The sequence below is a fragment of the Streptomyces sp. APSN-46.1 genome, assembly GCF_022815725.1.
Classification (GTDB): Bacteria; Actinomycetota; Actinomycetes; order Streptomycetales; family Streptomycetaceae; genus Streptomyces.
In genome coordinates, this window is sequence record NZ_JALGRF010000011.1 from 56,507 (window position 1) to 71,649 (window position 15,143).

The 15,143-nt window shown below is 68.1% G+C and carries 16 protein-coding genes; 12 read left to right on the top strand and 4 right to left on the bottom strand.

What is annotated here, in order from left to right; all coding sequences use genetic code 11:
• Window positions 1-16: 16 nt before the first annotated feature.
• Both MTF65_RS24375 and MTF65_RS24380 read right to left on the bottom strand, forming a co-directional pair.
• Complete coding sequence (locus MTF65_RS24375) at window positions 17-478, bottom strand: PhzA/PhzB family protein (RefSeq protein WP_243631069.1); 462 nt, start codon at window positions 476-478, stop codon at window positions 17-19.
• A gap of 74 nt (window positions 479-552) precedes the next feature.
• Entirely contained in the window at window positions 553-1,764 is a 1,212-nt protein-coding gene (locus MTF65_RS24380) for an acyl-CoA dehydrogenase family protein (protein ID WP_243631070.1), read from the bottom strand.
• Window positions 1,765-2,080: 316 nt separating this feature from the next.
• Between MTF65_RS24380 and MTF65_RS24385 the strand changes: the two genes are divergently transcribed.
• The 8 genes from MTF65_RS24385 to MTF65_RS24420 all read left to right on the top strand — a co-directional run bounded on the left by MTF65_RS24385 (window position 2,081) and on the right by MTF65_RS24420 (window position 9,423).
• Entirely contained in the window at window positions 2,081-2,782 is a 702-nt protein-coding gene (locus MTF65_RS24385; RefSeq protein ID WP_243631071.1) for a bifunctional 2-polyprenyl-6-hydroxyphenol methylase/3-demethylubiquinol 3-O-methyltransferase UbiG, read from the top strand.
• 51 nt (window positions 2,783-2,833) lie between these two features.
• Window positions 2,834-3,712, top strand: coding sequence for a diiron oxygenase (locus tag MTF65_RS24390; RefSeq protein ID WP_243631072.1), 879 nt, complete (start codon window positions 2,834-2,836; stop codon window positions 3,710-3,712).
• On the top strand, window positions 3,709-3,951 hold the full coding sequence (locus MTF65_RS24395) for an acyl carrier protein (protein ID WP_243631073.1): 243 nt from the start codon (window positions 3,709-3,711) through the stop codon (window positions 3,949-3,951). The genes MTF65_RS24390 and MTF65_RS24395 overlap by 4 nt, the downstream gene beginning before the upstream one ends.
• Complete coding sequence (locus MTF65_RS24400) at window positions 3,951-4,790, top strand: hypothetical protein (RefSeq protein WP_243631074.1); 840 nt, start codon at window positions 3,951-3,953, stop codon at window positions 4,788-4,790. Before MTF65_RS24395 ends, MTF65_RS24400 begins: the two co-directional genes overlap by 1 nt.
• Window positions 4,791-4,810: 20 nt before the next feature.
• On the top strand, window positions 4,811-5,662 hold the full coding sequence (locus tag MTF65_RS24405; protein WP_243631075.1) for an alpha/beta fold hydrolase: 852 nt from the start codon (window positions 4,811-4,813) through the stop codon (window positions 5,660-5,662).
• Window positions 5,655-6,236 (top strand): hypothetical protein, encoded by a 582-nt coding sequence (locus MTF65_RS24410; RefSeq protein WP_243631076.1) that lies wholly within the window; start codon window positions 5,655-5,657, stop codon window positions 6,234-6,236. The genes MTF65_RS24405 and MTF65_RS24410 overlap by 8 nt, the downstream gene beginning before the upstream one ends.
• 176 nt (window positions 6,237-6,412) lie before the next feature.
• Window positions 6,413-7,834 (top strand): FAD-binding oxidoreductase, encoded by a 1,422-nt coding sequence (locus tag MTF65_RS24415; protein WP_243631077.1) that lies wholly within the window; start codon window positions 6,413-6,415, stop codon window positions 7,832-7,834.
• 23 nt (window positions 7,835-7,857) lie between these two features.
• The gene (locus MTF65_RS24420) at window positions 7,858-9,423 is read left to right on the top strand and encodes an MFS transporter (RefSeq protein ID WP_243631078.1); all 1,566 of its coding nucleotides are present in this window, start codon (window positions 7,858-7,860) and stop codon (window positions 9,421-9,423) included.
• A 74-nt stretch (window positions 9,424-9,497) separates the two neighbouring features.
• Here the strand turns inward: MTF65_RS24420 and MTF65_RS24425 are convergent, their stop codons facing one another.
• Window positions 9,498-10,421 carry a LysR family transcriptional regulator gene (locus MTF65_RS24425; protein ID WP_243631079.1) on the bottom strand — a complete coding sequence of 308 codons (924 nt, stop codon included), beginning with the start codon at window positions 10,419-10,421 and terminating at the stop codon, window positions 9,498-9,500.
• Between the two features lie 103 nt (window positions 10,422-10,524).
• On the opposite strand from MTF65_RS24425, the gene MTF65_RS24430 reads away from it, so the two are divergent.
• The 4 genes from MTF65_RS24430 (at window position 10,525) to MTF65_RS24445 (ending at window position 14,230) form a co-directional block, all read left to right on the top strand.
• Window positions 10,525-10,890, top strand: a complete 366-nt coding sequence (locus tag MTF65_RS24430) for a nuclear transport factor 2 family protein (RefSeq protein ID WP_243631080.1) — start codon at window positions 10,525-10,527, stop codon at window positions 10,888-10,890.
• 328 nt (window positions 10,891-11,218) lie between these two features.
• The gene (locus MTF65_RS24435; protein ID WP_243631196.1) at window positions 11,219-12,295 is read left to right on the top strand and encodes a ParB N-terminal domain-containing protein; all 1,077 of its coding nucleotides are present in this window, start codon (window positions 11,219-11,221) and stop codon (window positions 12,293-12,295) included.
• Window positions 12,296-12,352: 57 nt separating this feature from the next.
• Window positions 12,353-13,207 carry an NAD(P)H-binding protein gene (locus MTF65_RS24440; RefSeq protein WP_243631081.1) on the top strand — a complete coding sequence of 285 codons (855 nt, stop codon included), beginning with the start codon at window positions 12,353-12,355 and terminating at the stop codon, window positions 13,205-13,207.
• Between the two features lie 51 nt (window positions 13,208-13,258).
• A complete protein-coding gene (locus MTF65_RS24445) occupies window positions 13,259-14,230 on the top strand; it encodes an aldo/keto reductase (RefSeq protein ID WP_243631082.1) in 972 nt (323 codons plus the stop codon).
• A gap of 343 nt (window positions 14,231-14,573) precedes the next feature.
• Here MTF65_RS24445 and MTF65_RS24450 read toward each other — a convergent pair whose 3' ends face one another.
• Window positions 14,574-15,029 carry an Lrp/AsnC family transcriptional regulator gene (locus MTF65_RS24450; protein ID WP_243631083.1) on the bottom strand — a complete coding sequence of 152 codons (456 nt, stop codon included), beginning with the start codon at window positions 15,027-15,029 and terminating at the stop codon, window positions 14,574-14,576.
• Between the last annotated feature and the right edge of the window lie 114 nt (window positions 15,030-15,143).

A 15,143-nucleotide genomic window follows, 5' to 3' on the forward strand; every position in this document is an offset into this window, starting at 1 on the left:
CGCCGGCCTCGGTGCCTCAGGTGGGAATGCCGGCCCGCTGGACCGTCGGCACGTCGATACCCAGAGCCCGAAACTGCTGACACGGGTTCATGAATTCACGCTGCTTCTTTATCTTTCCGTTCTCGAACAAGAACGAGTGCAGGAAGTGATTTCGGTAATGTCCGTCCGGGTATCCAGGGAAAAGTATCCGGCCTTCGCCGTCACATTCTACCCAGAACTGGTTCGGGTCCTGGGTGTCGAAGATTTCGACATTCGTCCAGACCCAGTCCGGGAAGCATTTCAACGACCAAACGGCATGGTCGCCCAACCGGTCCCGGCCGGTGATGACGATGGGCTCGCCGCTCTCCGTGGTCCACAGACCGCCGATTCCGTCCTCGGTGAAGAGGAGGTGGCGCCGCAGGCGGTCCTGGCCGCGGGTGTTCATGTACTGCGCCACGACGGCGCGGTTCTGCTCGCGTACCTCGTTGTCATCGGACATGTCGAAGTGTCGCCTCCGTGAGGATCTGCCGGGGATCTGCCAGGGGAAGGTGGACGTGCCCGGCGCGGTGCCGGTCAGACCAGGGAACTGAGGTCGCGCGGGTCCTTGCCGACCAGCGCGCGACCGTAGACCTGCTCGGGGATGCCCATGCCGAAGCCGGCGTGCCGGCTGCCCACGTTGATGTCGCGCCAGATCCGCTGGAGCGGGTTCGACTCGCTGAAGGCCGATGAACCGTAGGTGGTGACCAGCAGGTCGATCGCCTCCCGGCACTGCTGCGCCACGTGCGTGGAGTCCATCCGGGCGCGGGCCCGGGTCAGCAGGTCGGGGTTCTCGCCCGCGCGGGCGTGGCCGTCGATGGTGTCGGCCAGGCGCCGTGCGTGCAGTTTGGCGGTGTCGACCTTGACCGCGGCTGCGGCCAGGTCCAGTTGGGTAGTGGGGGAGTCCACCTGATGGGCGTAGGTGGAGCCTGCCACGGGACGAGTGTGGACCTTCTCCCGTACGTACTCCAGTGCCGCCTCCGCGCCGCCGATGAGGGATCCGATCAGTCCGATCGTGAACACCCCGGTCATGCTGTTGCGGTAGGCGTGGCTCTCGGGGACCAGGCCGTCGGTCTCACCGTTGAGGACGGGTACGTAGGGCAGCAGCCGGTGCCTGGGGATGAAGATCCCGTCCGCCACCACGGTATTGCTGCCGGTCCCGCGCATTCCGGCGAAGTGCCAGGTGTCCTTGATGGTCACGTCGGCCGCCGGCATCAGCGCGAAGTAGATCTCGGGCTTGCCCGATGCGCCACCGATCGCGATGAGGCCGCCGAACCACTCCGCGTGCAGGGAACCCGAGGCGTAGCCCCACTCCCCGGTGACCCGGACGCCGCCTTCGGTCTCCTCCACGGAGAACGCCGGCCGCCCCAGGACCTGCGCCGTGCGGGCGTCCGGATCGCTGCCCCAGACCTCGTCCTGGGCCTGGTCGGAGAAGAGCGAGACCACGTAGTTCCCGGCATTGAGCACTCCGGTGACCCACGCGGCCGAACAACAGCCGCGGCCCAGCTCGGTGGTGACGTCCAGCAGTGTGCGGACGTCCGTTTGGTATCCGCCCAGCCGCTTCGGCGTGAGAAGCCTGGTCAGGCCCGCCCCGGTGATCTTGCCGATGACGTCCTCGGAGAGCCGGCGGGTCTGCTCGCTCCCCGCGGAATCCCTGCGCAGGTCGTCCCGCAGCACGGTCGCCCGGGCCACCAGGTCGGCGTGCAGGACGTCGTCGGGGACAGCGGTCCTTTGAACAGAACTGTTCATTCCCCTTAATTCCTCCCGGCTTGATCGGGGCAACGGCTCCCGATTGAAAGAGATGCTCCGGAGTGGTTTCGGCCCGAACTTTCCCGGCCGTCCGGCAGAGTACGTCCTCGCGTCGGCCGCAGCCACCCACGTCGGATCGGACTCGTACCGGCCCGCGACCCGCGGTGTCCGACTGAGGAATTCCTCAGTTGAACGTCCGCACCGGAACGAGGCCAAGTGCGCGGTGCGCCGCTAACGTGACCTCGGTGAGGGCTGTGCCTGGCGAATGAGGCCAGTGAATTAGTTGCACCAATTGCAACACTGGAGGAGAGTTCGTATGAGCAGCAGCATCGACAAGCCTTATGATTTCGCCACCGCGGACTTCAACGCCGTCTACCGGGGCGGGGAACTGTTGGCGGACGCGGAGATCAGCAGCGTCCCGTGGGACATCGGCGAGGCCCAGCCGGGTGTGATCGAATTCGAGTCCCTGGGACGCATCCGCGGTGAGGTGCTCGACAGCGGATGCGGTCTCGGCGACAACGCCGTCTTCCTTGCCGGCCGCGGTCACCGGGTGACGGCCGTCGACGCTGCCTCGGCGGCGATCGAGCAGGCCGTCGAGCGTGCGAAGGGGACGGGCATCGAGTTCGCCGTCGCCGATGCCACCAGCCTGGCCGGATACGAGGGCAGGTTCGACACCGTGCTGGACAGTGCGCTGTTCCACACCTTGGACGCGGCGTCCCGGCAGCGCTACGTCGCAGCGCTGCACCGCGCCACCAAGCCCGGTGCCTGGCTCAACATGCTGTGCCTCGCCGACGTCCCCGGGGGCATGCCCGCGCCGCTCTCCGTGTCCGAGGCGACCGTGCGGGAGGTCCTGGCCGAGGGGGGCTGGGCCGTGACGGAGCTGCGCCGGACCATCTACTGGGGTGTGGCGGCCTCCACGAAGACGTTCCTGGCCAAGGTCGGGTCGAAGGTCGCGATCGACGACAAGGGCCGGACCCAGCTCCCCGTGTGGACGGTCCAGGCCGAGCGGGCCGCCTAGCGCTCGGCGCGTGGTTCCACCGAGTGACACTCCTGAAGGAAGGCTCTGCCGATGGCAAAGACCATCAAGCCGCTGAACCTTGAGCTCGACCGGCTCGAGGCGATGGCGGAGTCGGACTACTACAACCCGTACACGATCTTCGAGTGGCCCGACACGCTCGAAGAGGACCGCCCCTGGATGAGCGAGGACCTGGTCACGCTCGCCGGCACCGAGCACTGGGACGCACTGACGCGTGAGCAGCAGCTTGCGCTCACCCGGTTCGAGGCGGTCAACTTCTTCAGCCTCAACATCCACGGCATCCGTGAGCTGCTCAGCGAGGTCGTGCTGCGCATTCACACCAAGACGTACGCGGATGCCTCGGAGTTCCTCCACCACTTCATCGGTGAAGAGAACGAGCACATGTGGTTCTTCGGCGCCTTCTGCCTGCGCTACGGCAAGAAGGTCTACCCGGCCGGTCCGGCGGTCGGCGTCAACCGGATCGAGGGAGTCGGGGAGGCGGCCAGTGAGCTGGTCATCTTCGCCCGCATCCTCATCTTCGAAGAGATCGTCGACTACTTCAACGCGAAAATGGCGACCGATCAGGACCTGCCGCACATCGCGAGGGAGATCAACCGGGTCCACCACCAGGACGAAAGCCGGCACGTGGCGTTCGGCCGGTACATCTTCACGCAGCTGCTCGAGCAGGTGAAGGAGAACCACCCCGAGGACATCCCTGTCCTCGCCAAGTACCTGGATGCGTACCTCGACTACAGCATCCGCAGTCTGTACAACCCGGCGGTCTACCGCGATGCAGGGCTGGAAAACCCGCTCGAACTGCGGCGTCAGCTGCTTGAGCACCCGGCCCGCAAGCTCGCTCACAACCGCATTCTCAACCGTACTCAGAAATTCCTAGAGCGGTCCGGTCTCGGAGTCCAGGGGGCAGAAGCATGAGCGACAAGATCACTGCGGTGCTGGAATTCATCACGAAGCGCAACCCCGCGGTGGGCGAGGTGGGGCTCGACGACGACCTGATCGACCGCCGGGCGATCGACTCGCTGGCGTTCGTCGAGTTCCTCTACCTGCTGGAGGAGCTCGGCGGTGAGCCGATCGACCCCGAGGACATCGACGTGGACGACTTCCGCACGCTTCGCAAGATCGACGCGCGCTTCCTCGCGCGCGCGGCGAACTGATGGGGACCGCCACCGGGCGGACGGACAGTGGGCTGGGCGTGCTCGGCGCGGACGAACTCCGGCTCATCCGGGCGTTCGACGCGCTGGTCCTCTCGTGGGCCGAGCGGCTGGAGGCCGATGAGCGCCGTTACCCGGTGCTGCTGCGGGCGGAAGACCTCGAAGGCATCGACTACTACGAGAACTTCCCGCACCTGGGCCTGGCCGTCTCGACGGCCGACCCGGAACGGCTCACCGCGCTACGGGCGTCCGCCGGCCAACCGCTCACCGCGCTTCCGGCCGAGGTACTGAACGAGGCACGGCTGGGCCTGCCGTCCGCCGCCTGCTATTCGGTCTACTTCGACCTGCGCGGGCAGACCCTGCCGTCCGAGGCCAACCGGTTCACCACGGTGGCGACCTGCTACCGCAACGAGACCCGGTACGAGGGGCTGCGGCGCCTCCTCGGCTTCTCGATGCGGGAGATCGTCTTCGTCGGCGGGGGCGACGGTGCGAAGGAGCACCTGTCCGGTGCCAAGGAACTGGTGCTGGGCCTGGCGGGAAAGCTCGGGCTGGACATGAAGACCGAGGTCGCGACCGACCCCTTCTTCGACAGCAACGGCTCACGGGCCAAGATGCAGCTGCTGTTCCCGGTGAAGGAGGAGTTCATCGTCGACGGCCTGGCCATCGGTTCGGTGAACTACCACCGCAACTTCTTCGGGGAACGCTGCGAGATCAGCCTCCCGGATGGCCAGGCGGCGCACACCAGCTGCCTCGCCTTCGGACTGGAGCGCTGGGTGCACATCCTGACCGCCCGATTCGGGAGCGCGAGGTCCGCCACCGAGGCACTTCTCGAAGTGCAGTGACATCAGCCGGAGATGAACCGATGACAGACACGACCGTCCACGACACCATCGAGACCGGCACGGTCCGGGTGAACGACGACATAGAAATCGCTTACGAGCGCCGCGGGGACGGCCCCGACATCGTCCTGATCAACAACTTCTTCATGGACCGGAAGTCCTGGCGGTCGTACACCGCGAATCTGGCCTCCGGGGCGCGGCTCCTCTCCTACGACCTGCGCGGGCAGGGCGAGTCGACCCCGCAGGTCGGCGAGCCCGTCTGGGAAGACCACGTGACCGACCTGAAGGCGCTGCTCGACTCCCTCGGGATCGAGAAGGCGTTCCTGCTCGGCACTTCCTTCTCCACCCTGATCTGCCGCGACTTCGCCGTGGCGTACCCGGAGCGGGTCCACGGCCTGGTCTTCGCCGGTCCGGCGATGAGCCCCTACGGTGGCCAGCGCCTGCGCCGGATCACCAAGTCCTGGCTGAAGGCGCTGGACACCGGGGGACTGGGAGTGCTGTACGACCAGCTGTACCCGCTGGTCTCGGGCGACTACGCGGTGGAGACCGCGGGGCCGACCGGGTTCATCGGCCGGAAGCAGAACTTCCTCGGCATCCACACCCAGGAGTCGCTCCGGGCCGGACTGGCGGTGTCCGTCAAGGCACCGCTCGAACCCGAGCTGCTCAGCAAGGTCACGCAGCCCACTCTGCTGTTCGTGGGCGGCGACGACTTCTCGCTCGGGTCCAACGGGGCGGAGGAACTGGCCCGGTTGCTGCCGGACTCGGAGACGGTCACGGTGCCCCGCGGGGGGCACCTCGCGTTCCTGGAGGAGCCCGAGTGGTTCCAGAAGGAGGTCGTGGCCTTCGTCTCCCGGGTCATCGGGGCGGATGCCTGAGTCAGCCCTGACCGACGGCCGGCCCGCGGGAATCCTGTTGGAGGTCGCGCGGGTCGACCCTCCGCACGGCCCGGCCGAGCAGCGCCGTGCCGGCCGTACCGCGGCCGGCACGGCGCTCCGGCGTGCCGGCTCGGCTGTGCTGACGGTGGGCCGCCGCTCCGACGGCGCTCCGGTGTTCCCCGACGGTTTCGCCGGTGCGATCACACATACGCCATCCTTCGCCGTCGCGGTCGTCGCCCGGGGGGTCACCGGCATCGGCGTGGACCTGGAGACGGGCCACCTCGGACCGGGGCTGGACCGCTACCTCCTCAACGACACCGAGCGGGCACTGCTGTGGCCGGACCGGAGCCGGCAGACGCTGCGTCGCCTGTTCGTCGCGAAGGAGGCCGGATTCAAGGCACTCTCCGACTGCAGGCCGGCCCATGGCGGTCTCTTCTGGCGGGTTCGCCTCAGCCGGTCCGACGGCCTGCTGTGGGCCCGGGCCGGAGCGGACCGGGCTCTCGTCACGCTCGGCGGCACGAGGGCTTTCGCCTTCGCGGTCGCCGTTCGGCACTCGACGACCCATCAGGCATAACCAACAGTTCTGGTATCCACAAAAACAAGGTCTTGGACTTCTGGTACCGGGTTCGGCGAGCATTCAGGTGCGACACCGTACGCCCGCCCTCCGACACCAGTCCCCCGCTGGCGGGGGGCGGGCCACCACCCTCCGACTCCGGGCCCCACGCCGCGCGCCCACCGAGAGGAACGAACATGAGCACCGGGCATGACGTGCCTGACCCCACCATCGCCCTTGGACCGGCGATCGGGGAACTGTCCGGACGCGTGAGCGGTCCGGTCCTGCTGCGCGGTGACGAGGCGTACGACGAGGAACGCACCGGTTATCAGACCTTCGGGGTCCACCGCCCGGCCCTGGTCGTCGGCGCGACCCGTGCCGAGGACGTGCGAGCGGCCGTGGAGTTCGCCGCCGCCCACGATCTGCCGGTCGCGGTCCAGGCCACCGGCCACAGCCCCGCTCCGGCCGCCGACGGCGGACTGCTGGTCACCACCCGCCGGATGACGGACGTGACGATCGACCCCGAGGCCCGCACCGCCCGGTTCGCCGCCGGTGTCACCTCCCGGCAGCTGATCGAGGCGGCCACCCCGTACGGGCTGGCCCCGCTCAACGGGAGCGCCCCGGGCGTCGGCGCCGTCTCCTACATGCTCGGCGGCGGCCTGGGCCTGATGGCCCGCCGCCACGGATACGCCGCCGACCACATCCGCGCCATCGACGTCGTCACGGCCGACGGGCAGCTGCGTCATGTCACCGGCGAGAGCGACCCCGACCTGTTCTGGGCACTGCGCGGCGGTCGCGGCAGCCTGGGCGTGGTCACCGGCCTCGAAGTGGACCTCGTACCCGTCGAACGCCTCTACGGCGGCGGCCTCTACTTCGACGGCAGCCTCGCCGAGCACGTCGTCAACGCCTACCTGCGCTGGACCGGCACCGTCCCGGACGAGATGACCTCGTCCATCGCGCTCGTCCCGCTCCCCGACATCCCGGCGCTCCCGCCGCCGCTGCGGGGACGGTACGTGGTGCACGTACGGGTGGCCTACCTGGGTGACGCCGAGACCGGCGAGCGGCTGGTCGCGCCGCTCCGGGCGCTCGGCCCGGCCCTGGCCGATTCCGTACGCGAACTGCCGTACGCCGAGTCCGGCTCGATCCACAACGACCCGGTGCAGCCGGCCCCGTACATCGGGACCAATGCCATGACCCGCGACCTCGACGAGGGCCTGGTCAAGACGGTGCTCGAACTGACGGGCCCCCAGGCCCCGGTCACCTGCATCGTGGAGATCCGCCACCTCGGCGGCGCCCTGGCCCAGCCGCCGGCGGTGGCCAACGCGGTCGGCAACCGCGACGCGAGGTACATGCTCGCCGTGCTGAACCGGGTCGCACCCGACAACCTCGACGCCACACGGGCCGCGCACGCCCGGCTGATCGAGGCCCTGGAGCCCGTCACGACCGGCCGCTCCCTGAACTTCCTGTACGGCGAGAACGCCACTGCCGAACAGGTACGCATGGCCTACGACCCCAAGGACTACCTGCGCCTGAGGGAAATCAAGGCCGTGTACGACCCCGCGAACATTTTTCGCCTCACGCACAACATCCCGCCGATCAATGTCCAGAGCATCCGCTAGCTCGGCCGGCAGAAGGAATTCACATGGAAAAGAAGTGGTGGACACTGTTAGCGGTGTGCGGGGGCACCTTCATGCTCCTGCTGGACACGACGATCGTGTACGTCGTCATGCCCCCCATCCAAGAGGACCTGAACGCCAGCTTCGCCGATCTGCAATGGGTCATTGACGGCTATTCACTGGCACTCGCCACGCTGCTGCTGACCAGCGGAACGCTCGCCGACCGGTTCGGCCGCAAGCGGCTCTACGGCATCGGTGTGGTCGTCTTCACCATCGGCTCACTGCTCTGCGGTCTGGCCCAGTCGCCCCTCATGCTGGTGCTCTCCCGCATCGTGCAGGGCGTCGGCGGCTCGGTGATGTTCGCGACCGGCCTGGCCCTGCTGGCGGGCGCGTTCCGGGGCAGGGAACTCGGCACCGCCTTCGGCACCTGGGGCATGGTCACCGGCCTCGCCTCCGCGATCGGCCCGGTCGCGGGTGGTCTGATCACCGCCGGCATCAGCTGGCGGGGCATCTTCCTCATCAACGTGCCGATCGGCATCGCGGTCGCCGCGATCGTAATGCTGCGGGTGGACGAGGCGAAGTCCCCCTTCGCCCGGAAGCTCGACTGGCCGGGCTTCATCCTGCTCACAGGCGGTCTGGCCACGCTCGTCTACGGCCTCATCCTGGCCGGTGAGTCCGGCTGGTCCGACTCGACCGCGCTGACGTTCCTGATCTCCGGCGCGGTCCTGCTGATCGCCTTCCTCGTCGTCGAGTCGAAGGTCGAGCAGCCGATGTTCGACCTGGGACTCTTCCGGATCCCCACCTTCCTCGGCGGGGCCATCGCGGCGTTCGCCATGAACGGCTCCCTCTTCGCGATGTTCCTGTTCCTGGCGATCTACTTCCAGGAAGTGCTTGAGTACTCCTCGCTGGAGACCGGGCTCCGGCTGCTCACCGCCTCCGTGGCGATGCTGGTCGCCTCGAACATCGCCGGCAGGCTGAGCAGCAAGCTCCCGGCGCGGGTCCTGATCGGTGGCGGCCTCATCCTGGTCGGCGTCGGGCTGCTGCTGATGGGCAACGTGGACGCGGACACGGGCTGGACCCACTTCATCCCCGGCTTCGTGCTCGGCGGCATCGGCGCCGGCCTGGTCAACCCGCCCCTGGCTTCCACCGCGATGGGCGTGGTGGACATGTCCAGGTCGGGTATGGCCGCAGGCACGAACAGCACCTTCCGCCAGCTCGGTGTCACGGCGAGCGTCGCGGTGCTGGGCTCCATCTTCGCCGCCATCATCGGCGACAAGCTCGCCGGCGGGCTGCGCGGCACCCCCGAACTGGCGGGGCGCAGCGCGGAACTCACCGCCCAGGTCCGGGGCGGCGACATCGGTGCCGCGGTCGCCTCCACCCCCGAGCAGTTCCACGAGAAGGTCAACGATCTGGCCCTGTCGGGGTTCGTGGACGGGATCAACACCCTGCTCGCCATCGCGGCCGGACTGGCCCTGATCGGCGGCGTGCTGGCCCTGCTGCTGATCCGCGCCAAGGACTTCGTGGCCAACCAGCAGCCCAAGCCCGCTCCGGCGGCGGACGCCCCGGGACGTCCGGTGGCGGCCGAGAGCTGATCCGTCGTACGGCACCGCCGGCCCCGACTCATCCGAGTCGGGGCCGGCGGTGTTGCCTCGTATACGGGGACCGCTCAGCCGGTGGCCAGACCGGCCGTGACCGAAACCAGCCGGTCGGCGGGCGCTGTGAGGAAGGAGTGGCGGCAGTGCGCCAGCAGTTCCCGGAGAGCCGCGCTCTTGCCCGAGTTGTATACCAGGGACAGCACCGCGAGTGTCTCGATATCGTCGATGACGAGCGTCTCCAGGCCGTCGTAATGGGCGGCCATGGACTCGGAGAGGACGGCGACGCCGAGGCCGCGGAGGGCCAGGTTGGCCACGGTGCTGGGCGCACTGGCCTGCAGCGCTATGTTCGGCCGGATTCCCTGGGCCGCGCAACCCTGGTCGAACACGGCACGGATCCCGGTGCCTTCGGGCAGGGAGACGATCGGGTAGGCGCTGATGTGGTCGAGCGTGACCCGCGCGGATTCGGCGAGGGGATGGCCGAAGGGAACGGCTGCGACCAGCCGTTCGCTGATGATCGGCATCGCTTCCAGACCCTGCGGAGGCTCGTCGGCGGTGCCGATCAGGGCCAGGTCCGCCACACCGCCGCGAACCTGCTCGATGAGCTCGTCGGAGTTGTGCTCGGCCAGCGTGATCTCGACCCCCGGATGGGCCCGGTGGAAGGAGGCGAGGGCGTCGAACAGCGGGGTGACCGTGCACGCGGTGACCATGCCCACGGTGAGCCGGCCACGGAGCAGTCCGTTCACTTCGGCGACCGCGTGGCGCGCGGCCTCGGCAGCCGCGAGGGCCGCCCGGGCGTGGCTGAGAACCGCCTCTCCGGCCGAGGTCAGACTCGCAGTGCGACCGGAGCGATCGATCAAGGTCGCACCCAGGTCGTGTTCCAGCTGGCGGATCTGGGCGCTGATCCCGGGTTGGCTGATACGCAGTCGTTCGGCGGCCCGGGTGAAGTTGGATTCCTCTGCGACGGCGATGAAGTACCTCAACTGCCTGAGTTCCATAGCCGTTGATTATAACGCTGATCAGGTTGATTGATTGGACTTGTGAAGATGCGGCGTTGGAGACTGGTAGTGCTGAAAGTCAGCCATGCACGGAAGGACCCCTGTGTCGGAGAACGAGAAGGCATTGAAGCCGGAAGACCTCACCCGTCTGTTCGTCGAGCGTGCCAATGCGGGCGATGCGGCCGGTATCGCCGCGCTGTATGAGGAAACCGCTGTCATGGCCTACCCTCCGGGCAGCGTCACGGAAGGCCGCGAGGCCATCCGCGAGCTTTGGGGAAAGGTTCTGGCGCACGCCCCGAAATTTGAGCAGGAGACCCCGCTGCCCACCCTGATCAGTGGCGACATCGCCCTGACCTCCACTCCTCCCAAGGACGGCTCGGGAGCCCGTGCGCAGGTGGTCCGCCGCCAGCCCGACGGTACCTGGCTGCGCCTGCTCGACCAGCCGGAGTTCAACCCGCCCACGCGCTGACGGAGGGCTGGCGGGAGCCGGTCAGGGCCCTTCGGGGTCGTGACCGGCTTATTGATCTATGGGCAGGGGTCAACGAAACTGTCTGGGAAGACTGTTGGCTTCTCCACCACGACTCGACGACAGCAGTCGGAACAGGAGGGCGCGGCAGGGCGCCGCACAGGCTCGCACCACCAGAGGAACCTTCCGGCTAGGTATCGACCCAGCCGGACACCACTGCGTGTGCGATGCAGACCGTCAATTGCCTCGGCCGAAATCGGCCTCGATCGTTCAACGCGCCTGACTTCACATGGCGATCTATCGCCTATCTCACGAAGAGAGGTTGTTAGGAATGGGTGAAACCGGGGGAGCCCTCGACTTCGAGGAGCAGTGCGTATCTGCTGAGCTATGGGACGCTCAAGTCGGCAGACTTGCGGTTGTTCGCGTTCCGATTCGATCAATTCAAGCCGGTGACTCGCCGCGACTGGAAGGTGAGAGCGCTGACCACATAGAGACTCTCGCTCAGTCGAATGTCTCGCTGCCTCCGGTCATCGTACACCGTTCCACGATGCGTATCGTCGACGGAACGCATAGATGGAGAGCGGCTGCGCTCAGGGATCAGGACGAGATCGAGGTCCAGTTCTTCGACGGTAGCGAGAAGGAGGCATTCCTCCTCGCCGTCAAACAAAATGCCCGTCACGGATTGCTTCTGACCCGGGCCGAGCGAAATGCCGCGGCAACACGCATCATCCACTCGCACCCCCAGTGGTCGGACCGGATGATCGCCGCCGCCGCAGGCCTCTCACCCAAGACCGTGGGTGCGATCCGCAAGCGTTCAGGTGAGACCATTCCTCAGTTGAACGCGCGCGTGGGGCGCGACGGGCGCTCCCGGGTGGTGGACGTCACGGAGGCCCGCCGGCTCGCCCGCGACTACGTCGTCGAGCACCCCGGCGCGACCTTACGGGAGATCGCCACCGGCGCGGGTGTGTCCCTGGCGACCGCCCGCGACGTCCGGGCCGCGGTCCGGCGGAGCGAGAATCCGCTTGCGCCGAAGCCGCAGGAGCAGCCCGATGAGCAGCAGGCCGCCATTCCGATCCGCGACAGGGCCGTCGGCTCCCCCTCGGTGGGAGAGGCCCTGGTGAACCTGAAGCGGGATCCGGCGGTCAGGTTCACCGACCAGGGGCGTCTCCTGCTGCGGCTGCTCGATTTCAATTCGCTCACCACGGAGCAGTGGAGACAGCTGGTCGAGAACATCCCGACCCATTGGGTGCCCACCGTCGCTGCTGTTTCCCGTGAGCTTGCCGAGGGCTGGCGCAACGCCGCGCAGCAGATGGACGAACGGGCCAGGTCGGTCGGCGACTTGAAGGGTGTGGCCAGAACGGCCGCAGCGGAATCACGCCGGTCGTCACAGGGGCAACGGGCCATCTGACGCGCTCGCGATCGAACGAGCCCGAATTCGAGCACATGTGGCCTCTATGATCTGAGCATGACAATTCTTTTATCCGGTGCGACCGGAAAAATCGGCCGGCATGTGGTGGACAACCTGCTCGCGGCGGGAAAGGACGTACGCGCACTGAGCAGGCGACCGGATAGGGCCGGCCTCCCGCCCGAGGTCACGGTGGTCGAAGGGGACCTGACCGTGCCGGAGAGCCTGACCGCAGCCCTGGACGGGGTCGAGAGCGCCTTCCTCTTCCCCGTCCTGGAGGCCATCCCGGACTTCGTCGCATCGGCGAAGCGGGCCGGCGTCCAGCGGATCGTCCTCTTCACCGGAGCCTGGGCAGCAGGCCACACGGAGCGTGACATCGGGTCGTGGGTCTACCCCCGCTACCGGGCCGCTGAGGCCGCACTGGAGAGCAGCGGCGTGGCGCAGTGGACGATCCTGCGGCCCGCACCGTTCCAGACGAACATGCTGTGGTGGGCGTCCTCGGTCCGCGCCGAGAGCGTGGTCCGGGCGCCCTACCCGGCAGCGACGTGCCCGCTGATCCACGAGGCCGACATCGCGGCCGTCGCAGCCTTGGCCCTGACGGAGGACGGCCATCACGGTGCGCGCTACACCCTGACCGGGCCGGCGGCCGTCTCGCAGACGGAACAGGTCGCGGCGATCAGCGGCGCGATCGGGCGCGAGATCCGCTTCGAGGAACTGACCGCCGATCAGTGGCGCGAGTCCACGGGGAAGTTCCTGCGGCCGGGCATCGTCGGTGACCTGCTGCGGGAGTGGTCCGAGACGGCGGCGGACCCGTCCTGCGCGCTCCCCGTGCTGACGACCGTGGAGGAGCTCACCGGCAAGCGGCCCCGCTCCGTCGACGAGTGGGCCGCCGATCACGCCGCAGACTTCGCCTGACGCGCAGGCCAGCCATGGACATGACGGAGCGGATGTCACAAGGTGGCGGCCATGGAGTTCACCCGCCTGGGCCGCACCGGCCTGACTGTTTCGCGTCTCTGCCTCGGAACCATGAACTTCGGCGTGCACACCGAGGAGGCCGACGCCCACCGCATCATGGACACCGCTTCGGAGTTGGGGATCAACCTCTTCGACACCGCCGACATCTACGGCTGGCCGGCGCAACGGGGACTGACCGAGACCATCATCGGCAACTGGCTGGCGCGGGGCGGCGGCCGTCGAGAGAAGACGGTGATCGCCACCAAGCTCTACATGGACATGGGTGACGGGCCCAACGAGGGGAAACTCTCGGCCCTCCACATCCGCCGCGCCGTGGACGCCAGCCTGAAGCGGCTGCAGACCGACTACATAGACCTGTACCAGATGCACCACGTGGACCGGGACACTCCGTGGGACGAGATCTGGCAGGCCATGGAGGTTCTGGTCGCCCAGGGGAAGATCATTTACGTCGGCTCCAGCAACTTCGCCGGCTGGCACCTGGCCCAGGCCCAGGAGACCGCCAAGGCGCGGAACTTCCTCGGCCTGGCCAGTGAGCAGTCGCTCTACAACCTCCTGGAGCGCAAGCTCGAACTCGAGGTCATCCCGGCCGTGCAGAACTACGGCCTCGGCCTGATGCCCTGGTCACCCCTGCACAGCGGGCTGCTCGGCGGTGTGCTGCGCAAGGAACGCGAGGGCGTCCGGCGGACCGTCGCCCGAGCCGCCGCGGCGCTCGTGGCCAAGCGCGACGCGATCCAGGCCTACGAGGACCTGGCCGCGGAGATCGGTCACGAGCCCGGCGACATCGCCCTCGCCTGGCTGCTCGCCCAGCCGGCGGTCACCGCCCCGGTCGTCGGCCCCCGCACCCTCGACCAACTGCACACCTCCGTCCGTGCGCTGGAGCTGACCTTGGAGCCGAAGGTGCTGACCCGCCTGGACGAAATCTTCCCGGGCTACCGCCCGGCCCCGGAGGAGTACGCCTGGTGACACGAGCCCACCGGGGCCTGCCGCTCCTTCGGAGGGGCGGTTCAGCAGGAGAGAAAAGTGCTGGCTCCTCCGTGCCAGGAGACTCGCAGGAACTCCCGAGCTCGGGTGCCTGGGTACCGACACCTTGTTGCCGTAGATGCGCTGGTGTGTGTCTGCTGCGATGAACAGGTCGTCCGGCCCCGGTGTCACCAGAGCGCGCAGCATGCGCCATTGCACGCCAAGCCCGGCCCGCCGAAGCCCGTCCAGCGGCCCGCCGGGGACCGCTACCGGGTTGATCTGGCCGGAGGCGTCCTGTGGGACACCATCCGGTACGGGCGGCCCCGCGCTCCGGGACGGCGGCGGCTCAGCGATCGACCGGGAGGCCCGTGGGCTCCTTGACGCGCTTCATGATGATCTGGGAGTTCACCTCGGTGATCCCCGCCAGGGCCGTGAGCTGCTCGATCCAGAGGCGTTCGTACGCGCGCAGGTCCGCGACGGCGATCCGCAGGAGGCAGCCGGGACTGCCGAACAGGCGGTAGGCCTCGATGACGTCGGGGATGTCCTGGAGGGCGGCCTCGAACGCCTCGACGGCCTCGCGGTCGCGCCGTACCTCCACGGAGACCAGCACCTCGAAGCCGCGCCCCACCGCCTCGGGGTCGATCACCGCGCGGTAGCCCTGGATCACCCCGTCCTGTTCCAGCTGGCGCACGCGGCGCATGCAGGGGGAGGGGGTGAGGCCCACGCGCTGGGCGAGCTCCTGGTTGCTGAGGCGGCCGTCCCGCTGGAGCTCGCGCAAGATTTCACGGTCAATGGCGTCCATCGAGCAATTATCCCCCGCCCAGTGTTGCGGCGCGGCCAGAACTGGCAATCGCGTTGCGCGTGGATTTCTCTAATATTGCTGCTTCGGACACGTGTGCGCCCGCTCGTCGGCGCC